The following is a 21,533-nucleotide window of genomic DNA, read 5'->3' as shown; positions in this document are numbered from 1 at the left end:
ACTCTCATGGCTCGTAAAGGAATCATTCTTGCTGGCGGTTCGGGTACACGCCTGCATCCCGCTACGCTCTCAGTATCGAAGCAACTGCTGCCGGTTTATGACAAACCGATGATCTACTACCCCCTGAGTACCCTTCTGCTTGCAGGAATTCGGGACATTTTGATCATTTCAACACCTCAAGATACTCCGCGCTTCGAGCAGCTACTGGGAGATGGGGGTCAATGGGGTCTTAATCTGTCGTATGCAGTACAGCCGAGCCCCGACGGCTTAGCGCAAGCCTTCACAATCGGTGAACACTTCATTGGTAGCGACAGCTCAGCTCTAGTTCTCGGCGACAACATTTTCTATGGTCACGACTTCCAATCCCTCTTGCTCAATGCAGGCCAGCGCAATGCAGGTGCATCGGTCTTTGCCTACCACGTCCACGATCCCGAGCGGTACGGCGTAGCTGAATTCACTGAAACAGGGCGGGTCCTGTCGCTCGAAGAGAAGCCGAAGCAACCCAAGTCTAATTATGCTGTCACCGGTCTATATTTCTACGACAACCAGGTTGTCGATATGGCCCGAAGCTTGAAGCCCTCCCCCCGCGGCGAGCTGGAGATCACTGACCTCAATAATCTCTATCTGCAACAAGAGCAACTGCATGTAGAAATCATGGGTCGCGGTTACGCATGGCTCGACACAGGCACCCACGACAGCCTGCTCGATGCAAGTCAGTACATCGCGACCATGGAGCGCCGTCAGGGCTTGAAAGTTGCGTGTCCAGAAGAAATTTGCTTCCGCGCTGGCTGGATCAACGCTGAACAACTCGAGCGCCTGGCTCAGCCTCTGCTCAAGAACGGTTACGGCCAATACCTACGTAATCTGCTTAACGAGAAGGTGTTCTGATGCACGCTACATCCTTGGCAATTCCGGAAGTCTTCCTGTTTATCCCGAAGGTGTTCGGCGACGAGCGTGGCTTCTTCTATGAGAGCTTCAACGCTAACGTCTTCAAGGAAGTCACCGGACTACAGCCTGACTTCGTTCAAGACAACCATTCGAAATCGGTCAAGGGAGTGCTTCGCGGCTTGCATTACCAGCTCGCGCCCCATGCCCAGGGCAAACTGGTACGTGTGGTACAAGGCGAGGTCTTTGACGTAGCCGTTGATATCCGTCGCTCCTCCCCTACTTTCGGCAAATGGGTCGGTGCGGTCCTTTCTGCGGAAAACAAGAATCAGCTGTGGGTGCCGCCAGGGTTCGCACACGGGTTTGTCACCCTGAGTGAAACCGCTGAATTCCTGTACAAGACTACAGATTTCTACTCGCCTGCCAGTGAGCGTTGCATCGCGTGGGATGATCCGGAAATTGGTATCGAGTGGCCGATTGATTTCAGCCCTAGCTTGTCTGGTAAGGATCAACTCGGCGTGGCGTTGGCTAACGCTGAAGTGTTCGAGTAATTCTGCGACGGGGCCAAGCCGCTTGAGGCTTGGCCTTGTCAGCAATTGCAGTCTAAGCAGTTCTGATTGCCTAGCACCTGGGCTAGCCCTAGCAAGAAACGCTTATAAGTGACTTCAGCCGCTTTAATCATCGAGGCCTCACCGGTTTTCTCGGTAAACGACTGAGTCTGCTTTTGAGCCCGCAGGCTTAGGTTCAGAAAGCAAAAAGATCAGAATCTGCCCCTTCCCTGTAGTCCATTTCCCAAAGATACTCTTCCTCCCTATTTCCCGTTGCGGCCAGTCTGGAAGCGACCTAGTCTCGCCCTGTCGTTAGCTATCAACGACACGGCTTTGACAGGCCGTCACGGTACATAGAGATCAGCTCGTCCTTTATGGCGGCTGTACGTGCGGGCACGCTTGCGTGCGCCGGAACTTGCTATGTCCGCCGGTCTGTCAACCCACGTACAGCTGCCACCCACTTGTTTGACAGCAAGAGGCGGCCGCACAGATCAAAGGACATACGCGATGCTTAAGATCGTCCCCGACCCACCGCACCACATCCACTCCCTTGAAGACACCCTGATCCAAGCTTCGGACCACGCGCTATGCGCCGCAACCGTCGCCCATCAGGCCTTGCTGCTACAGCCCAAATCGCCGACATCGATCCTGATCATGACGTCTCTGCACGAACTCGAGACGCTGCGGGCATTGCTGGAGTCAGCGCTTGTGCACGTGCAAAAGCCGAAAGAACCTCGAGCAATGCATTGAAGCCAGCTGGCGCTGCGCCAGGCAGACCATTGCCAAGCAATGGTCGCCCACACTGCAGCATTGGCAGCCAACAATCAGGGAGATCAACCAATGACCGCACACCACACCGGCGTCACCGCCGGCAAAACCAAGTTCTATCAAGGCAAACAGCAAACCGAGCCACTGTTCTGTATCGAACCCGGCATACCGTGCGAGCACGCCCGCACTCAGGCCTGTGAGCTGATGGGTTACGCACAGGAGCTGACCATAAGTGGTTTGATGGATGAAAATCCCAAGCTGCTATGGGCGGCCTATTATTTAAACGCGCTAGCCAAAACCTTGATGGATGACGCAGAAGCCGGCATGGCAGACTGAGCAAAACACCTGTGATCGCAGATCGTATGCACGTGTACCAGTTACGCATTCAACACGATACTGACGTGTGCGGCTAAGCCATAGCGATCTGCGATCCATGCCTGGGCCATGCGCAGACCAGGCCTCTATTCAGTGGCAGGTCTGAGGCCAATTTTACGCTGCGTGCCCTCGTCAATATGACGTTCGACTTTTACCAGTGAGCATGCTGAACCGCCAATTTCACTGAACAAACATACCGTTGACTATCTTCCTGCCAGACGCACCGTATGATTCTGCGATTTCCCACTTCTGCACCTGTGCGTATCATGCATCGCCTCTGTCACGCTTTTTGATCATTCATCTCGGAACTCGACATGCCTACAATTCCTAAGCCCACGGCGCCCATACTGGTAACGGGTGGCGCCGGCTTCATTGGCTCTCACTTGACTGATACCTTGCTCGCCAAAGGCTATGCAGTGCGAGTGCTTGATGACCTTTCGACGGGCAAGCGCAGTAATCTTCAGCTGTCTCACCCTAATCTTGAGCTGTTGGAAGGTGACGTGGCAGACCCCAGTCTGGTTCACCAGGCCATGCAGGGCTGTGGGGCTGTAGTTCATCTGGCGGCAGTCGCCTCCGTGCAAGCCTCCGTCGAAGACCCTGTGCGCACACACCAAAGCAACTTTGTCGGCACGCTTAACGTATGCGAGGCCATGCGTTTGGCTGGTGTAAAACGCGTAGTATTCGCTTCCAGCGCCGCTGTCTATGGCAACAACGGCGCCGGCGCGGCAATCCGGGAATGCACAGCCAAAGCACCGCTGACGCCGTATGCGTCAGATAAATTGGCCAGCGAATACTATTTTGACTTCTATCGCCGCGAGCACGGCTTGTTGCCGATTGTGTTCCGCTTCTTCAACATCTATGGCCCGCGTCAAGACCCATCGTCACCCTATTCAGGTGTCATCAGCATTTTTGCCGAGCGCGCCCAGAAAGGGCTGCCGATTACAGTGTTCGGGGATGGTGAGCAAACCCGGGACTTTTTCTTTGTCAGCGACTTGGTGCAGCTGCTTGTGCAGGGCTTGGAAACGTCGGCTGTGGTCGATGAGGCCATTAATGTGGGCTTGAACCAGGCTACGTCGTTAAACCATATCCTGGATTCGCTGAACAGGGTGCTGGATGGCTTGCCCGACATCTCCTACCAGCCGCCTCGAGCTGGCGACATACGCCATTCGCGAGCAGACAATCAGCGCTTGATCGAGCTTTTTGACGTCTGCCAAGTAACCCCACTTGACGTGGGGTTGGCGCAACTGCTGGGTCGCTGAAGGCTTGAGCTGAGCAGGCTGGCAAGCCTGTTCAGCTCAGGACTAAGCCTGGATGATGACGTTGTCAGCGGCTGGTTTGGCTGCATAGTCCAGCAGGTATTCCAACCCAAGGGCCACTTGCGCCCCACCGCGCACCAACAAAGCCGACTCGGTGTTACGCGCAACCAACAGATGCCGCTCATCGACCACCACCTGTTTACCTAAAGCGCGATAAGCCTCGATCAGTTTCATCGCAGCATCTGGGTCTTGCTCGGTCGGTCCTGCAACCCAGAGTACATCCGCTTGCTCAGGGCTAATCCAGTTGGCTGGGATGCAGCATGGCTGGCTGGCGGGTTGCGGCCGGTTGGCAGGCACTGGGCACAGTGCCTGGAGCACGGTGTTGAACGTGCTGGCGGACGGGGCGCCGTGGCAGGCGATCAGTTGTGGCGTATCGGAACGCTTGGCACCAGGGCCCTGCAGTAATGCCTCGATACGGTCGATCTGCAAGTCGAAGGCGAATGCCTGAATGCGTTTACGCCCGGCTTCTCCATGCGCGACCAGCATTTCAGGGTGGTCGATGTAGCGGCGCAAGCAATCTGCCAGAGCCTGTGCATTGCCATGCTCGAACAGTTGCCCGGATACCCCCTCGTCCACCAGCTCGGGTATGCCACCGATGCGCGAGCCTACCACTGCCAACCCGCAAGCCATGGCTTCGGTAATGGTCACTGGCTGGTTTTCAGGGCACACCGAAGGCAGTACGAATACATGTGCCTGGGCAAACCGCTCGGCAATTCGACTGTTAGGCAGACGCCCCCAGAATTTGGCTGATACACCTGGCGCCTTGGCACTTAACTGTGCCTTGTATGCCTCAAGCATGTGCCCATCGCCAACCATATCGACGTGTACGCGCTCTGCCGGCAGCAGTGCCAGCGCTTCGAGCAGAGTGGGTACGCCTTTGTGGCCACCCATGTACCCAGTAAAAAGCACGTTAAGCTTCTTGCCTGGGGCGGGTGGTGAAGTCGTGCTGAAGCGTTCGAGTTCAATGCCATTGGCAATCACGTTCATGCGCTCAGCAGGCAGGCCATTGGCAATGTAGGTGTCTGCAAGGTAGCGGCTTGGCGAAATGAAATGGTCGACTGCATCCAACTGCCAGCGCAGGTAGTCCTGACGCATACGCTGTGGCAGGCGCAACGCACCGTTGTAGATGTGCGAATGGCATTTGTGGCATTGGGTGCTGTCGTGGCAAAGCACGTCCTGTGTGGTGATCCGGGTGCTGTTCATGCAGAAGCCCCAGTGATCGTGCAGGGTCAATGCAATGCGGATGCCGCGTGCCCGGGCCAATTGCAGGATACCCAACGACAGGCCAGCCATGTGGTGCGCATGAATTACATCAGGCTGCCATTTGTCCACGAGCTGTCGGAAAATGCGCTCCACTCCAGGGTGTGCGACGTTGTTACCGGTCGGCGCGAAGTCAAGGTAGGTCAACGACACGCGTGTCACCGGCATGCCATCGAACACTTCCTCTTCGATTGGATAGCCTGGCAACCCGCGACTGTTGTCCCCCGCCAGCACCCTCACCTCATGCCCACGCGCGCACAGCGCTCTGGCTTGATGGTGGGCAATAATTTCAGCCCCTCCGATAACATGCGGCGGGAAAAAATTGGAGATGACGAGGATCTTCATTGCTCAGACCCTTGTACCGACAGCGGGTACTGGTAGGCGTTAAAGCCCGGCAGATGAAGAGCAGGTTCCGAAGGCAGGCCAATTTTTTGCACCTGCTCGCTTGTGACTGCACCTGCTAGCAGCAGAAGGCCTGTGGTTTGCCCGGATAGCAAAGGGGCCAAGCTTTGGATAGATACGTCGCAATTCGCGTGCTCTGCCGATAAGACGACCAGGTCGACAGCGATCTCGTTGTCCTGCAGTTCACTGCTCAACAACGGAAGGACGACGTTTACAGGAGCATCGATTCGACTTACTGCGCCATTGCGAACGATATCGCCTGTGGACGCATCATCCACCACTTGCCACGTACGCAGAGCCTGATCCCCGATGAGCTCGGCTACCCATGGGGCATGCTCACCCAGCAGCAGCGCACATTGTGGTTGCTGGTGGCGCAACAGACAGGCCAGGGCCAGTTGACCTGGATCATCCACCAGCTGCAGTTTGGGATTGATCAGCAGATGTTGCCACTGACGCGGCAAAGGCTTGGCGAACGAACGCGACGAATGGCCGGCCAGTTGGCGCAACAGCGCCCGTGCGTAGCTGCGCCAGGTAAGAATCGGCCTGCTGACGGCTTCGCTGGCAAGCTGCAGGTAGGCCTGCGGTTCATTGGCAAGTGCGTAAATTTGCGCAGCCAGGGCATCGGGGTCTTTCATGTCCACCGTGCGGCAACCACCTTCGGCTGCCAGTTCGGCCATTACACCGCCGTTATGGCAGATGCAGGGACGGGCATGCCACAGCGACTCGACGATAGGCATGCCGTAGCCTTCAACAAGCGAGGCATACACACTGACATGAGCTTTGGCGTAATAGTCATTGAGCGTGGCATCATCGACTACACCATGCCAGACGATACGCGGGTCCATTGCGCTGGCTGCCCGAACACTGTCAACGATGTAGTCGGCGCCAGCATAACGATTACCGATCAGGTCCAGTTGCCAGTCCAGTTGAGGGTAGTCGCGGGCCAGACGTGAGACTGCCTCAAGAAGCACTTTATGATTCTTGCGGGGTTCGAGAGTCGATACGCAGAGAATACGCAGAGCTTCACCGGAGCGCGGAGCATCAGCCGGCGTTGTAGCGCGGGCCGATGCGGTCAACTCCCCAGGAATCCAGCAAGTCTTGACGTGAGCATGCGGCGTGATTTCTTCAAGGGCCCAGAAAGCTTGCAGTTGCTTGCCTGCATCCGGCGAGATCGGTAGTACTCGATCTACCTCTGCCAGACCACGCATGTAGGCTGCATGATTGTCACGGATGACAATATCGGCAACCCATTCAGGGTGCGTAACCGGGATAGCGTCGTAGAAAATCGCGGCAACGTTCAACCCAAGTTGTCGTGCAGCAGCACGGCGCGCCGGCCCCTGTCGTTCAAAGACAATCTCGCTTTGCAGCAACCAGCCACCGCTTAGTGCTCGCGCGCCCAGACTGGAAAGGGTTTGCCGGCGGCTCTGCGTGGACCGTGGCAAAACGTAATGCTCCGGGTGAGGTTGAGGCCCGCCGTACAACGCCAGGTTCTGGTACTCGCCTTCGGTGGGCAGTACATAATCGCGCAGCGTTTCATCCCACGTAACGAATAGCGGTTCGCCTAGATCCTGCAGTTTGCGGGTTAGGCTTCGCACAACTCGGGCGACCCCAGTATTGGCGGTGTCGCGCAGGCATGCACTGGTATCGATGATCAGCTTGGGCGCCGGAAGCTCTCTTACTGGCTTCAGGGTTGCAAGGAGGTCGGCATAAGCCTTGATGGTGCGCTTCCAGGTAAAGGTCTGCTGGAAGGTATCGAGATTGGCCTGCCACTGAGCATCTGCCAATAATTCACCCGCAAGCACACGCAGTGCCTTGTCGCTCATTTCCTGCTCATCGGTGCAAAGCTGATTTCGATCAGCCACGACTTCGGGATGGGCACCGATATTCAGCACGAGTACGGGTTTGCGTAATTGCTGCATTTCCGCAAGCGGGAGATTGAAGCCTTCCCATCGGGATACACTCAGGCCCAACTGTGCGCTGGCCATCAACGCGTTGAGTTCGCTATCGCTTGGGTGGCCTAGAGGGACTATGTGGCCCACTAAATCCGCAGGCAAATTCAATTCGTCGGCAGTGGCCAGGACGCAGATGCGCGCATTGGGGTGCTCGACGATAATCCGCCGGGCTATAGGATAGAGCCCTTCGCTGTTTTTGTAGTTGCCCGTTTCCCACCGGCCCAAGTTAATGATCGTGGGCCCGTCGGCCACACGCTCTGCCGCTGAATCGCCGTGCAACTGATGACCATGCTGCCAAAGCCCTTGGTCGACGCCGCCGTTCAGGTGGTCAGCACCGAGGTGAATCATGGCAATTTCTACATCAGGCCCGGCATCGGGCAAACTCTGGCTGCGGGCTATGAAGTGGCTGATAGGCGTGACGACCTGAGCTTCAGGAAGGTATTCGCGACGCTGGGCACGCAAACGCTCCTGAACATGTCGCGCTGGCCCTTGCATGTCTTCGTAGGGAACACCGCCGCAGTCAAGTGCTACGGTTGGCACGCCCCATTGCCGGAACACCGCGATGGACGAATAGAACGGCCAGCCGCCGATCAGCGCTACTGTACCCGATGGGTCTGTACCTACGGGTACAAACAGCTTTCGGTGGTCTTGCAGCCATTGGGATGTAATGAAATCGAGTTCGGTATAGGCGCCCAGGTGTTCCGGCGGTGTGTGAACACGGTCGGTGATGCGGCGCAGTACATCGTGGTTAGCACGGTGCGCGATGAATGTTATGTCCCATCCCGCTGCCTTGAGGCCTTGCGCCAACAACAGCAATACTCGATCAACGCCAAACCGAAAAAGCAGGCGCTCATTGCAGATAATCAAATGCATGGAATCAACTCAACCTGTTCAGGGCGCATAACCAATGGCAGCGTAGTCTTGCGGGCCGAAAAGCAAGCGGTTCAAGGGGACGTTGATCGCCTCATCGGTACCTTGCAGTAAAAGCGACGGGTCCCCCGGATGCCTTGGATCGATCTCGACGCGCTCAAAACCTCGTGCTTTAAGCAGGAAGGCGACCAATGCCGGTGGCAACGGATTGCGGTGCGTGGGGTCGACGTAGAAGTTGCAGGCGCCTGTGATCAGGTTTTCAGGGTTGGGTGTCTCAAAAATCACCACGCCGCCTGGGCATACCACACGACGCGCTTCATCGATCAGCCGTACCAACACGCCCAAAGGTAGGTGTTCAATGATATGGAAGGCAGTCAAGCCCCCGAGGCTATTGGCAGGGAGAGCGGCTAGATACTGCAGCGCATCACCCATGTGAACTTCAAGCCCCGCCTGCTTGCAACTCTCGATCATGGCAGTGTTGGAGTCGACCCCAATAGCTCGAATGCCCTCCTCCTTGAGCAGTTGCAACCACTCGCCACGACCGCAACCCAAGTCCAGTACTGGCAGCGAAGGTTGTTCCGGGTCAAATTGGAAGTAATCGAGATTGCGCTTCAGGCGTTCGCGCACCAGCTCGGGCGACCCGCGGAAGCTTGCTTCAAACTCCAGGTAGAGATCGGCCGGCATGCCGGTGTCCTCTATAGGTGCCTGGACGGTTCCTACCGCTCGCTCAACAGCGGGACGCGCCGCCTGGAGCCCCGCAATGGTCAGCGCCTGCTCACGGAGCACGTGCTCCAAGCGGCGCATGCGTTCGATCAGGTACTGCTCGTTCTGCTGGATGGCCAGGCCATGGGTGTACAGGCTCTGGTTGGTCTGGTTCTGAACCTGTACGCCAATATTGCGCAGGCGTGCCTGACCGTCAGCAATATGCCACTCCAATGCGCTCAACCGTTGGGGCAACTCGCCCAAGACAGCAAGCTGCTGCCGCAAGCGCAGTGCACCTGGTATCCGCACGGCACCAGCATGGGCCAGGGTGAGCGACACATTTTTGAGGGTGGCGCCGCCTGGCCGCTGCCGTGCGCGGGTGAGGAAGTTCATGATCCGTGGATGGCTGAGCAAGCGACCGACCACCGGCAACTGCCTCAGGCGGCGATACAGACTAGGCGGTGGTGTTTGAGCAGGTGGTGCATCGTCGGGTACAGATGCAGCCACCGCTTCGGCTGGCGCGGGTGCTTCATGCCTGGGCGGGAGGAAGCCTTCCAGGTCAAGCAGTTCGAACGTATGCACCAGATCGTTGGGCACGTCACTGGGGCGCTGTGCGGCCTCGGCGCTAGCGGTTACCCGCTCGTACTCCCTAAGGTTCACCTCAGCTTCAATGGTCTTTTGCAGTTTTTTGAGATCGATAGTCATTATTTGGGTTCAAAACTGGTTGAGTGGCCAGCGTATGGCACTTGATGAGTACGCTACGGGAACACCATGGGTGGTCATTCTACGCAGGTCGTCTTGCCAGCGTCGAGCAAGCCCCCATAGGCCAATAACAGCTGCAAACCGTCGCTGATTTAAAAACGCGCTGCACGGTATGCTGCACCCTAGTCGAGCTTGAATTCTGCTTGAAGGGCGCAGACGCCCGCAAAGTGCTTGTAGCTGCTGTTTCCAATGACGTTGAACACAACCGCCTTGTCCCACCAGTCAAAGTTGTCCTCGATGTGGTCGGCACCGCCATGCAGCGCTAAGGTCAGGCTATAGCTGCCCGGCCCTACATTGAAGGCAGGAATTGTGACGGTCACGGTCTGCTCTATGCCAGCCTCGACACCCAGGTCTCGCAGCTCTCCCCGTAGCCAGGTATTGGTACCGAAGATGTCATAGCCTGTACGGTCTTTGAACATGAAACCCAAGGACAGATCGTAGATGGGCTCGTTTGCCCGGATCTTGAGGGCCAATGTCAGAGGCGCGCCTACATCCAGCATGGTTGCAGCACGGCCATCACTGCTGAGCGTTAGCTCCTCAATTCGTGCTTTCCCGTTACCTGAACGCCCCGCATAAGGTGCATTGACCGCCTGCGCCTGCAAGGAGCCTTCTTCCTTGCGCGCGATGAGTGCATTGTAATAGTCGAGCACTTCATCAGGGCGTCCGTCCATGAGCATCTTGTGGTCACCCAACAAGATGGCGCGATCGCACAAGCTCTTGATAGCACCCGGATCATGGGACACGAAAAGCAACGTTGTTCCCTGTTCTCTGAACTCACGAATACGCGCGAACGATTTGTGCTGGAAGTACGCATCGCCAACCGCCAGTGCTTCGTCAACGATCAGCACCTCTGGGCGAACTGCCGTTGCCACGCTGAACGCAAGACGCACGAACATCCCTGAAGAATAGGTGCGCACGGGCATGTCAAAGTAGTGCCCAATTTCAGCGAACGCTTCGATCTCTGGCATAAGTGCGACAATTTCTGCGCGCTCGAGCCCCTGCATACGCCCGGCTAGTGCCACGTTCTGACGGCCAGTGAACTCTGGGTGAAAACCCATGCCCAGCTCCAACAGCGCCGCGATGCGTCCGGTGGTTGAGATCGAACCCTCAGTGGGCATGGCGGTGCCGGTGATCATCTTGAGCAGCGTACTTTTGCCAGCACCGTTAACGCCGATAATGCCTACTGACTCGCCTTGACCTACATTGAAGCTGACGTTCCGGATGATCCAGTTCTGGTCACGCTTACAAAAGCCCAACCACGTACCAAGCGCGTGCCAGCGGCCTTTGAGTTTCGGGTAGGCCTTGCCTACATTGCTTACTTGAATTGTCATATCAGATCTGATCCAGGAGGTCGTTGTAGCTGCGCTGATACAAGACAACAGCAAGGACAAGGACAATGACGGCGAAGACGAACGGGTAGCCCAGCTGGGCCAAGCCTACAGGTTCGCCCAGCAAGGCTTTCTGAGCGGTGAGCACCGTCGGAAACACCGGGTTCCACGAGAGCACAGACTGGGTATGTTCCGACAGGATACTCAAGGGATACACGATTGGCGTTGCCCAGAACAACGCCTGAAAAAAGACGTCACTCAGTTGGCCGATATCCCGGAAGAATACATTCAGTGTCGCTAGTAAAGCCCCTACGGCAATCCCCAGCAAAACGGTAGTCGCCAGCACGGCAAGCAACACCCAGGCGGTGGACATGATCGGGAAGCCAGAAAACAGCATGAACAAGACGACCAGAACCAACAGTATGAAGCTGTTGAGGGCTGCCGTGGCAATCACGGGAATGAAGAGAATGAACTTGGGAAAGCTGGACTTCTTGATCAAGTTCGCATGTTCAAGGAACACGCCCTTGCCTCGCTGAACCAGCTCCAGCAGCAAGTTCCACGTAATCAAGCCGGCGCAGAGATAAATACTGTAGGCGTATTGATGTTCAATCCCAGGCATACGGGCTTGCATCAAACGCGAAAAGATCACGGTATAGATGAAGACCATGAATATCGGCGGGACGACCAACCATAACGCGCCGAATGTGGAGCCTGCGTAACGACTCTTGATTTCACGCAGCGTGATCGCGAATATTAACCCTCGGTAGCGCAGAACGTCTCTCACCAAAAACAGCGGCGTTTTCATATTACTTGGCTCACAGTAGTCATAAGGTTTCCTGTCAATAAGGCTCCAAAAGCCCGTGGGTAATGCCCTACCCAATAGAAAAACAATGTGGTCTTTGCTTGTCGGTCAAGATCCAACCGCACGGTAGACCTCCAACGTCTCCGAGGCGCAGCGCCTCCAGGAAAAATCGGCAGCTCGTCGCAGGCCGCTCTCAGCCAAGGTGGCGCGGTCAAGGGGGTTGCTCAAGAGATGGTTCAGCTTTTCACTCATCTGCTCGACAGCACCCGCCTGCACCAGCAGAGCACTTCCTGCGGTGAACTCTGCCATTGAGGTACCTGCAGTACATATCACCGGCACCCCACTTTGCATCGCTTCCAAGACTGGCAAGCCAAAGCCTTCATACACTGAGGGATAGGCAAAGACTGCCGTACCTGCATAGAGCGCTGGCAAATCTGAGCTAGGTACAAACGACAGCTGGCGCACACCATGGCTTGCCTCAAGCGCTTTGATACGATTGCCAAGCGCCTGATTGTGCCACCCAGGTGCACCAGCAAGTACCAGTGGGTACTCGGCACGAATGGCATTGGGCAGCCCACACCAGGCCTCTACCAGCGTGTCTACACCCTTGCGTGGCTCGAGTGTTCCCACAAACAGTACATAGCGGCCGTGGTGCAGACCATAACGCTGCAAGGTCGCCTGGGTGAGATCCGCTGTTCTCGGCCGGTAAGCCTCGGATGCTCCCAGATACACCGTTCGGATCTTGTTACCTTGTATGCCGAAGTCACCCATCAGCTCGTCTCGAATCACATTTGAGTCGGTAATCAGGTAATCGGCGCGCTTGAGCGTCTCAGGCAATTTAGAGGTCAGCCACTCCACCCGTTTACGCGGATGGAACTGCGGGTAATGTAGGAAGGAAAGATCGTGGATAGTCGCTACGCAAGGACCTGCGTGGGGCTTGAGGATGAAGTTCGGCTCATGATAAAGGTAGTTCCGGCGCTCGCCCGCACGCACGTAGCGGCGAGCATTAAGCAGCATCTCTCTTGCCCTAGACGTGAACGTCCACCGCTTCAGAATGCTCCGCACCTGGGCTTCGAGTAGTTTAGGGACACTTTGCCCGGGGGCGCCCACCGAGGGCGTTGCGTAGCGCTCACTGTCAGCAGCACAACGCATCAACGCATGCTCAGCGGTGGAGAAATTTGCACCTTGGAAGCACTCGGCATCCACCCCTTCCATCGTCAGGAACTGCTCCAGAAGATTAAAGGTGTAGTTGCCGATTCCTGTCAGTGGCGGGACTAGGGATTCTGTATTGAGCAGCAGCTTCATCTGGCTATTCAGCCCCTGATCAAACGCGCAATCTCATTGACGCGATGCTCGATCAATGAATGGTCACCGCGGCTTTCCACGTTCAGGCGCAGCAGGGGCTCGGTGTTGGAGCCGCGCAGGCTGAAACGCCAGTCGGCGAATGCCACGCTGATGCCGTCGGTGCGGTCGACGCTGGGGTTTTGCGGCAGGTAGTGGTTCAGGATCTTGTCGATGGTGCCTTTCACATCGGCCACTTCGTAGTTGATCTCGCCGCTGCACGGGAACTTGGCGATACGCTCGTCCACCAGCTGGGCCAGGGTCTTGCCGGTCACGCTCATCAGCTCGGCCACCAGCAGCCACGGGATGTTGCCGCTATCGCAGTAGGCAAAGTCGCGGAAGTAGTGGTGGGCGCTCATTTCGCCGCCGTATACGGCGTCTTCGGCGCGCATGCGCTCCTTGATGAAGGCATGGCCGGTCTTGCTCTGGATGGCCACGCCGCCGGCTGCTTCCACCTGTTCAATGGTGTTCCAGGTCAGGCGCGGGTCGTGGATGATCTTGCTGCCAGGGTGCTTGGCCAGCAGCATCTCGGCCAGCAGGCCGACCACGTAGTAGCCCTCGATGAAGCGGCCCTGGTTGTCGAAGAAGAAGCAGCGGTCGAAGTCGCCGTCGAAGGCAATGCCCATGTCGGCACCGGTGTCGAGCACGGCCTGACGGGTCAGGTCGCGGTTTTCCGGCAGCAGCGGGTTGGGAATGCCGTTGGGGAAGTTGCCGTCCGGCTCGCCGTTGATCAGGGTGATGTCCAGGGGCAGGCGTGCCTTGAGCAGCTCGATCACCGGGCCGACAGCGCCGTTACCAGGGTCGGCCAGCACCTTGAGCGGCTTGAGGGTGTCGAGGTTGACGTAGGTGAGCAGGTGGTCGATGTAGGCGGTCTTGTCGAACACCTCGCGCACCTGGCCCGGCTGGGCGGCAGGCTCACCCAGGCTGCCGGCTTCGACGCGCTGGCGGATGTCGTTCAGACCCGTATCGCCGCTGATCGGGCGCGACTGCTCGCGCACCAGTTTCATGCCGTTGTAACCCTTGGGGTTATGGCTGGCGGTGATCATCACGCCGCCGTCGGCCTGGTGGTGGCTGGTGGCAAAGTACACTTCTTCAGTACCGCACAGGCCGATGTCGATCACGTCGGCGCCGCCTTCGGTCAGGCCTTTGATCAGCGCCAGCGACAAACCGGGGCTTTCCAGGCGCATGTCACGACCAACGACGAAGACCTTGCCATTCAATTCCAGCACCAGCGCTCGACCGATGCGGTAGGCAATATCGTCGTTCAGTTGAGAAGGAACCTGGCCTCGAATGTCATAGGCCTTGAAGCATTGGGTCTGGATGGGATCGAACATTGTCTTCCAACTCAAGTGCCGGGGCCACCCTTGGGTGGCCATCGGTGGAGAATGAAACGCGAGCCGTCCCCGCGCCGTTGCGAGCCCGTATGGCAACAAAGATCGGCGCAGGTTCAGTGACGGCTAGTTAGTGCAGCGGCCGTAATTGTCTTCGAAGCGGACAATATCGTCTTCGCCCAGGTAGTCACCGCTCTGGACTTCGATCAGCACCAGATCGATGACCCCGGGGTTTTTCAGGCGGTGCTTATGGCCAGCACGGATGAACGTGGATTCATTGGTGTTGAGCATCAGTTCCTGGTTGTCGTTGACCACGACGGCCATGCCACTGACCACGATCCAGTGCTCACTGCGGTGGTGATGCATTTGCAATGACAGGGATGCCCCTGGCTTGACGACGATACGCTTGATCTTGAAACGCTCACCGTTTTCCAACGTGGTGTAGGTGCCCCACGGACGGTGTACCGTCTGGTGCAGCAGATGAGCCGTATGGGATTGTGCCTTGAGCTGCCCGACGATGTGCTTGACGTCCTGGGCGTGATCCTTGTGAGCGACCAGCACCGCATCGGGTGTATCGATGACCAGCAAATCCTTTACACCAACCAACGCCGTCAGACGACCTTCGCTGTTGACGTAGTTATTGCTAGCGCCATGAGCGAGGACTTCGCCTTCGAAACGGTTGCCGTCCTGGTCGACCGAGGTCAGTTCGCTGACCGCATTCCAGGAGCCGATGTCGTTCCAGCCGATGTCGCACGGTACTGTCGCCACCTTGCTGGAGCGCTCCATCAGCGCGTAGTCGATGGAGATGTCCGGGGCCTTGGCAAACTGCTCAGTGTCCAGCGTGAGCCAACTGTCGGCACCGCTGGTGGCCAGGCGCGAGGCTGCCAGTGTTTGCTGGGCCACTTCCAGCACCTCTGGCGCGTGCTGGTGCAGCTCGGCCAGTACGGTACCAACCCGGAAGCAGAACATGCCCGAGTTCCAGAAATAGTTACCGGCGGCGATATAGCCTTCGGCCGTTTTCAGGTCGGGTTTTTCGACGAAGCGGGCGACGGTGAGGCCGCCGGACTCACCACAGCTGTGGGAGGCCTCGATGTAGCCAAACCCTGTTTCAGGGTATTGAGGCTGAATACCGAACGTCACCAGCCAGCCCTCGGCGGCCAGCTGTCGTGCGGTGGCAACCGCGCGGGCAAATGCCTGCTCGTCCTGAATCAGATGGTCTGCGGCCAGCACCAGCATCTGTGCGTCGTCACCTTGGGCCTTCTGCAGCTGCAGCGCAGCCATGGCAACAGCGGCTGCCGTGTTACGGCCGAAAGGCTCCAGAATGTAGCTTTGCGCATGGCCGCTCTGGTTGACCGTGCGGTATTCGTCTTCAGTCTTGAACAACAGTTCACGATTGGTGACTGTCATGACCTGAGACACGCCTGGCAATCGCGAAGCGCGCAAGAACGTTTTTTGAATGAGGTTCTGACCACCAGGCAGCGTCATGAATGGCTTGGGGTGCGCCTCTCGCGACACGGGCCATAGCCGGCTGCCGACGCCACCTGAAAGAATTACTGGGACCAGGTCCATATATCTAATCCTTAACTGCCACGGTCATGGCATCTGACAATTTACTGAAAAAGCTTGATTCATCACGACGATAACCACGCTTAATGTTTTTGCATGCTCTGCTATTAACGGAGCGCATCAGCCAGCACTAGTCCATATGCCGAAAGAATATCAGGAAACCCCCTACCAGTCTTGCCTGCTGCGGTCCTGCGCGCAGCGTGCCGCCGAGCAGGCTGCCAATCGGCATCCACAGTGCGCTGTCAGAGTCGCTCACTTGATGGCGCCCGCTGCAGAGTTGCGTTTGATGACTGCGATGCTGAGTGCTCCTCTGCCGGCTGCAACCTGACGTTTGAAATACCAAGGCCCAAAAGGCGCTCGTCAGCGCTGGCCCCTAGCGCGCTAGGACTGGTCGGAGCCGATGGCATAATTTCAATAGTGTTCCCCTTGACTCCCTCGAAGGTGATCTTGCGGATGCTTTGCGTGTCGCTGAACACGGCTTGACGCGTGACGCCACCCGCTACTACCGTGACCGGCACACCTACATTCGGACCGTAGGCCAAGGCGCTGATTTGGAGAACAAAAGCCGGCGGCAACGGGTGCTCGAAGACAAGACTGGCAGGTCCTAAGCGGGCGTCGGTCCAGCGTCCCCAGTTTTCAGTGAGGGAGAAGCCGGTAATCTTTTTTAGAAAGTCCGGGATGCCACCCTTGTTCAAATCGATGCCCTGCTCCAGCGCTGCTGGATATCTACCTAGCCGCGGCTCGAGGAACTCGGTAAAGCTTGGCAGCAGCACCATGTTGCCATGCCCACTCAAATGGTCACCGTCAAAAAACAGCGGCTTGTTGCCGTCCATGGCGTTGCAGACCTCATCTGAACACAGAACGGGGAGCGGGTCCCATACCTCGACATTGGACAAACGCGAAGCGATGTTGGCGTAGCTCGTTAATACGGGCGCCCTCAATGCCTCGAGCATGCTACGCGGCATTTCGAAGCCGGGCGCGCAGATTGGATTGTCCTGGTCGAACCAGTCGGCACACCTGAATAGGGGCGCCTTGTACAAAGGTTTTGGCGCCTCGAATACAACCCGTACTCCCCGGTCTGTGAACTCCTTAAGCACAGCCACAGCATAGTCTTCGGTTCGTTTGCGATCTGCATCCGCTTGCGGGCCAAACGTTTTACTTCTTACCGTCGCGTCACCTATATACGCCCACTGATCCACGAAGCGCCACATTCTAAGGGAGGGCAGAAATAAGATATCGCCACCTTTTATACGCATCCGAAGATCAGCCAGCGCGGCATCGGTGTTACGTCTGCAGTCGCTGTTGTCCATATCGCGTTCAGGCTGGAGGCTAATGAAAGGACAACCCCCGTTGTTGTAAGCATTGATCTGCGTTGCATGCCGAATGGCGTATTGCTTGAACATACTCGCGTAGGCAAGCGCATGTGAGTCGCCGATTACATAAAGGCTTGCGTCATTGCGCGGACGGTCGTCCCTGCACCCTACAGGGTTATAGCTGAACATCCAGCCGCCGCCCACAAGGTGCCAATCCGGTTCTGCAACGCAACCTGGGTAGTTAGGATCGCGCGAATAGCCGTCTGGGTACCAGAAGTCCGGATGCTTTGTCACTTGACTCAACGAAAGCTGCGGGACGGCATTGTTGATGCCGCTGGCCAGCCAACAGGACAGCCCCACGACAGCCAGCCCACCCACAACGACGCCCGTTGGAGGCAATTTACGCAGTACTTTGGAGCGGCGAAAAGGGGTTTCCACAAAGCGGTATGACAGCCATGCTAATGTCACAGCTACTACAACAGCGCTCACCCACTGGGCTGGTGCATCAAGGCCATAGGTCCAGCGGAACAACACGAATACTGGCCAATGCCAGAGGTAAAGGGAATAGGAGATGCGCCCTATCATTACCAATGGTGCACTACCAATGAGGCGGTGTATTGCATGAATCTCTGGGTGATTATGCAGGGTATAGATCAAGCCAAGCGTCCCTAGCACCGCTAATAGCGCACCCGGCATGGGGAAGTGCTCAGGCCGAGAGACCCAAAACGCGACCAGTAGCGCGGACAGAGACAGCCCAGCTAATCCTGTTCGCCACCATCGAGCGGGCGTGTGGGTTGTGTGATCACAAGGGTTACGGCTGATGTACTGGTACAGCAGCACACCGCTTGCCAGTTCCCAAAAACGGCCAGGGCTCAAGAAAAATGCCTGCGTCGGGCTGACTTGAGTTTGCCAGGCGGAAAAGCCTATGGACGCCGCCAGCCCGATACCGAACAGCACGACAGAACGCCAACGCGTGTGAGCCCCGCCCATCCATGCCAAGTACAAGACCGGAAACACTAAGTAAAATTGTTCCTCCACAGCCAATGACCAGGTATGGGTGTAGGGGTTGAACTCGGCGGTAGGTGCGAAATAGTCGCGACCGGTGCCGGCTAAGATGAAATTACTTATGCCTAGAAAAGCATAGAGTCCAGTTTGTTGGTTGACATTGCTCAGCCAAGAAGAGGGAATGAACAACGCGGACACATACGCTGTGAGCAAGAGACACACAATCAGTGCAGGGAAGATCCGCTTGATGCGACGGGCATAGAAAAACGCAAAAAACTGTAAAATCGAGCCACTTCGGTAATTGGCGATAGAGGCGCTGACGATGAAGCCCGAAATGACGAAAAAGACGTCAACGCCGACGAAACCGCCGGGAAGCCATGCGGCATGCAGGTGATAGATCACTACCGACAAAACGGCAAATGCACGTAAGCCGTCTATATAGGGGTAGTAGGAACCATGAGCGCTTTGCCCCGGCACTTTCTGGATCATGTTGTGTCCTAAACTGCTGAATCGTCTGTGAGGAGAGAAATTGGCGTCTTGTTCTCATACGGCCGGGCTGGTCCCAAGCGGCGCTTAAAATAGCACGGGGGCTGGTTTTTTGGACGGCAACGGCCCATGGATGAGCCCCGCACGATGCACCGGCTAAGGTGGACAGCGCGCAACCCTCGCAAATACTCACCTGCGACGTGACTGCAAACCGTGCCATCAGAGTTCAAACCCAGAAAATAATTCACCCCTGTCTGCCTATTCTTCTGGAATGCTGATTTTCGTGGGCCATTGCAGGCGCCGATAGCAGCGTGCCAGTGCCTTGGACAAGGCAACCTTTGCTGTGCGCTCGCCGTGCACCAGCACCACCGCATGGGGTGCTTGCATCATGTCCGTTGCAAACGCCACCAACCCCGCCTGGTCGGCATGCCCCGAGTACCCCGACGCGTTCAGGACTTTGGCTGCGATAGCGTAACCCTGCCCCTCCAGTTCCACCTGCACCACACCCGGCGCCCTACAGCTGGCCTGAATCACTGCCCCAGGCGTCCCCTTGGCCTGGTGGCCTACGAACATCACTTCATGCCTGGGGTCGCCCAGCATGCCCTTGAGGTAATTGACGATGCGCCCGCCCGAGCACATGCCGTTGCCTGCAATGACGATGGCGGGCCGGCCGGTGCTTTTGAGGTAGTTGACCACCTGCTGGTGACGGGCGTGGGTGTCTACGCTGATCAGCTGGCCGAATGCGAGCGGGTCGCGGCCACCTGCCAGGCGCGCCCGGGCCTGTTCGTTCCAATAAGGGTGCAGGTCGCGGTAGGCCTGGGTGATGCGCTGGGCCAGGGGTGAATCGAGAATGATCGGCAGCTGCGACCAATCCACGGTCTCGCCTTGTGGCGAGGGGCCCGTGTTGCCCAGCAGGGCCTTGCGGTGCAGGACATCTTCAAGATCATGGAGCAATGCCTGGGTGCGCCCCAGGCTGAAGGCCGGGATCAGCAAGGTGCCGTGATCGGCCAGCGCGCGGTCGATGGCCGCTTCCAGTCGCTGGATGCGATCACCCATGGGTGGGTGAAGGCGGTCGCCATAGGTGCTTTCCAGCACCAGCACATCGGCACGCTCCGGAGGCTGCAAGGGGCGCAGCAAGGGATCGTTGCCAGGGCCCAGGTCACCTGAAAATACATAGCGCGTGTTGTTTGGCCCGTGCTGGATGTCGCATTCGACGTAGGCAGAACCCAAGAGGTGACCGGCACGCTGCAAGCGAATGGCGCAGGCCACTTGCGGGTGCTGAACCACGGCGTGCCAGTGCCCGAATGGCAGGGGCACGATCAGGCTGTGCACCAGGGCGATGTAGCGGGCCACCTGGGCAGGTGCGCTGTCGATGCCAAGCTTGAAGGCGTCTTCGAGCACCAGGGGCAACAACTTGGCAGAGGGCTCGCTGCAATAGATAGGGCCGCGGTACCCCTCGGCCAGCAGTGCCGGAATGCGGCCTACGTGGTCCAGGTGCACGTGCGTGACAATCAGGGCCTGGATGCCGGTGATGTCGAACCCGAGCGCGCTGCCCTGCGCGCCCGGCATCACATCGGCGCCCTGCTCGGCACCGCAGTCGACCAGCAGGCTGACGCCAGGGCCCAGATGAAGCTGATGGCAGGAACCCGTCACGCCGCGTACAGCGCCATGGTGGGTTAGGCCGGGGTAATCCATGCTGCGCACTCTCGCCGGGGGCTATAACGAAGTGGGCAATTAGTCCATGGTGACCGTGGCTTTAATAGGCAGGCATTTCCTAAAGCACTATAAGAAAAATCCTTACTTGCCGCTCAGCGCCGCTTCACGGGCAGAAGCCCGGATTTTGCGCTTGCTGCGCTGCACGCCATAGGCGCCCAGCAAAGGCCCAACGGCCAGGCCAATGATCAACGCGGCCAGCACGACCACTGCCACCGGCACCTGTGGCGCAACCCAGCCAAACAGGGTCAAGGCTACGGTCTGCTGGTTTTCCAGTACGAAGAACAGCACTACAGCTGCCAGCAGCAGGACGAAGACAGCTGCCAGTGCACGCTTGAGGTTACGCATCGGGTTGCTCCTAGGGAATCAGGTGTGGGCCTCGTCTTCTTCATTGACCCGATCACGCAATTCCTTGCCGGGTTTGAAGTGCGGAACGAACTTGCCTTCGAGGCTGACCGACTGGCCGGTCTTGGGGTTGCGACCTACCCGTGGTGCCCGATAATGCAGCGAGAAACTGCCAAAACCGCGGATCTCGATGCGATCACCGGTAGCAAGGCATTGTGACATCTGTTCAAGCATGGTCTTGATGGCCAGCTCCACGTCCTTGGACGAGAGTAGCCCTTGATGGGTAACAATACGTTCGATCAGCTCCGACTTCGTCATGATTTTCCCTTCGTTATCAAGCAGCTAGATCATTGCTTAACCAGTTTGTAGCACGGTGCGAGGGATTTGAACAGGTCGGTTCTTGACTTATTCGAAGAATGTTGGTCCAGGCTGGTGGGCAAGAGCGGACAGCACCGCGCCGTGC

At 57.5% G+C, this 21,533-nt stretch carries 17 protein-coding genes; 5 read left to right on the top strand and 12 right to left on the bottom strand.

Annotation, left to right across the window (positions count from 1 at the left end):
- Nucleotides 1-6: 6 nt before the first annotated feature.
- The 5 genes from rfbA (at nucleotide 7) to FS767_RS18140 (ending at nucleotide 3,835) form a co-directional block, all read left to right on the top strand.
- Nucleotides 7-888 carry a glucose-1-phosphate thymidylyltransferase RfbA gene (rfbA, locus tag FS767_RS18160; protein ID WP_144967209.1) on the top strand — a complete coding sequence of 294 codons (882 nt, stop codon included), beginning with the start codon at nucleotides 7-9 and terminating at the stop codon, nucleotides 886-888.
- Entirely contained in the window at nucleotides 888-1,436 is a 549-nt protein-coding gene (rfbC, locus tag FS767_RS18155; RefSeq protein WP_144967207.1) for a dTDP-4-dehydrorhamnose 3,5-epimerase, read from the top strand. Before rfbA ends, rfbC begins: the two co-directional genes overlap by 1 nt.
- Nucleotides 1,437-1,940: 504 nt before the next feature.
- The gene (locus FS767_RS18150; RefSeq protein ID WP_144967205.1) at nucleotides 1,941-2,183 is read left to right on the top strand and encodes a hypothetical protein; all 243 of its coding nucleotides are present in this window, start codon (nucleotides 1,941-1,943) and stop codon (nucleotides 2,181-2,183) included.
- Nucleotides 2,184-2,273: 90 nt separating this feature from the next.
- On the top strand, nucleotides 2,274-2,537 hold the full coding sequence (locus FS767_RS18145; protein ID WP_144967203.1) for a DUF3077 domain-containing protein: 264 nt from the start codon (nucleotides 2,274-2,276) through the stop codon (nucleotides 2,535-2,537).
- 353 nt (nucleotides 2,538-2,890) lie between these two features.
- A complete protein-coding gene (locus FS767_RS18140; protein ID WP_144967201.1) occupies nucleotides 2,891-3,835 on the top strand; it encodes an NAD-dependent epimerase/dehydratase family protein in 945 nt (314 codons plus the stop codon).
- Nucleotides 3,836-3,877: 42 nt separating this feature from the next.
- Here FS767_RS18140 and FS767_RS18135 read toward each other — a convergent pair whose 3' ends face one another.
- From FS767_RS18135 to ihfB, 12 genes are all read right to left on the bottom strand, one after another.
- Nucleotides 3,878-5,497 carry a glycosyltransferase family 4 protein gene (locus FS767_RS18135; RefSeq protein ID WP_144967199.1) on the bottom strand — a complete coding sequence of 540 codons (1,620 nt, stop codon included), beginning with the start codon at nucleotides 5,495-5,497 and terminating at the stop codon, nucleotides 3,878-3,880.
- Nucleotides 5,494-8,379, bottom strand: coding sequence for a glycosyltransferase (locus FS767_RS18130; protein WP_144967197.1), 2,886 nt, complete (start codon nucleotides 8,377-8,379; stop codon nucleotides 5,494-5,496). Before FS767_RS18130 ends, FS767_RS18135 begins: the two co-directional genes overlap by 4 nt.
- An 18-nt stretch (nucleotides 8,380-8,397) precedes the next feature.
- Nucleotides 8,398-9,783 (bottom strand): class I SAM-dependent methyltransferase, encoded by a 1,386-nt coding sequence (locus FS767_RS18125; protein ID WP_144967195.1) that lies wholly within the window; start codon nucleotides 9,781-9,783, stop codon nucleotides 8,398-8,400.
- A gap of 179 nt (nucleotides 9,784-9,962) precedes the next feature.
- Nucleotides 9,963-11,171, bottom strand: a complete 1,209-nt coding sequence (locus FS767_RS18120; protein ID WP_144967193.1) for an ABC transporter ATP-binding protein — start codon at nucleotides 11,169-11,171, stop codon at nucleotides 9,963-9,965.
- 1 nt (nucleotide 11,172) lies between these two features.
- Nucleotides 11,173-11,973, bottom strand: a complete 801-nt coding sequence (locus tag FS767_RS18115; RefSeq protein ID WP_144967191.1) for an ABC transporter permease — start codon at nucleotides 11,971-11,973, stop codon at nucleotides 11,173-11,175.
- A 105-nt stretch (nucleotides 11,974-12,078) separates the two neighbouring features.
- Complete coding sequence (locus FS767_RS18110) at nucleotides 12,079-13,275, bottom strand: glycosyltransferase family 1 protein (RefSeq protein ID WP_144967189.1); 1,197 nt, start codon at nucleotides 13,273-13,275, stop codon at nucleotides 12,079-12,081.
- Between the two features lie 8 nt (nucleotides 13,276-13,283).
- Entirely contained in the window at nucleotides 13,284-14,645 is a 1,362-nt protein-coding gene (locus tag FS767_RS18105) for a phosphomannomutase (RefSeq protein WP_144967187.1), read from the bottom strand.
- Nucleotides 14,646-14,768: 123 nt separating this feature from the next.
- Nucleotides 14,769-16,211: a mannose-1-phosphate guanylyltransferase/mannose-6-phosphate isomerase gene (locus tag FS767_RS18100; RefSeq protein ID WP_144967185.1), complete on the bottom strand. Its 1,443-nt coding sequence runs from the start codon at nucleotides 16,209-16,211 to the stop codon at nucleotides 14,769-14,771.
- Between the two features lie 239 nt (nucleotides 16,212-16,450).
- Nucleotides 16,451-19,015, bottom strand: coding sequence for an acyltransferase family protein (locus tag FS767_RS18095; RefSeq protein ID WP_144967183.1), 2,565 nt, complete (start codon nucleotides 19,013-19,015; stop codon nucleotides 16,451-16,453).
- 255 nt (nucleotides 19,016-19,270) lie between these two features.
- On the bottom strand, nucleotides 19,271-20,707 hold the full coding sequence (locus tag FS767_RS18090) for an MBL fold metallo-hydrolase RNA specificity domain-containing protein (RefSeq protein ID WP_144967181.1): 1,437 nt from the start codon (nucleotides 20,705-20,707) through the stop codon (nucleotides 19,271-19,273).
- A gap of 102 nt (nucleotides 20,708-20,809) precedes the next feature.
- Nucleotides 20,810-21,073, bottom strand: a complete 264-nt coding sequence (locus FS767_RS18085) for a lipopolysaccharide assembly protein LapA domain-containing protein (RefSeq protein ID WP_023536255.1) — start codon at nucleotides 21,071-21,073, stop codon at nucleotides 20,810-20,812.
- Between the two features lie 18 nt (nucleotides 21,074-21,091).
- Nucleotides 21,092-21,388, bottom strand: coding sequence for an integration host factor subunit beta (ihfB, locus tag FS767_RS18080; protein WP_056807345.1), 297 nt, complete (start codon nucleotides 21,386-21,388; stop codon nucleotides 21,092-21,094).
- Nucleotides 21,389-21,533: the final 145 nt, after the last annotated feature.

Origin of the sequence: Pseudomonas sp. DE0010, from assembly GCF_007680745.1 — a bacterium.
Lineage (GTDB): Bacteria > Pseudomonadota > Gammaproteobacteria > Pseudomonadales > Pseudomonadaceae > Aquipseudomonas > Aquipseudomonas parafulva_B.
This window is presented reverse-complemented; position numbering and strand designations above follow the sequence as displayed.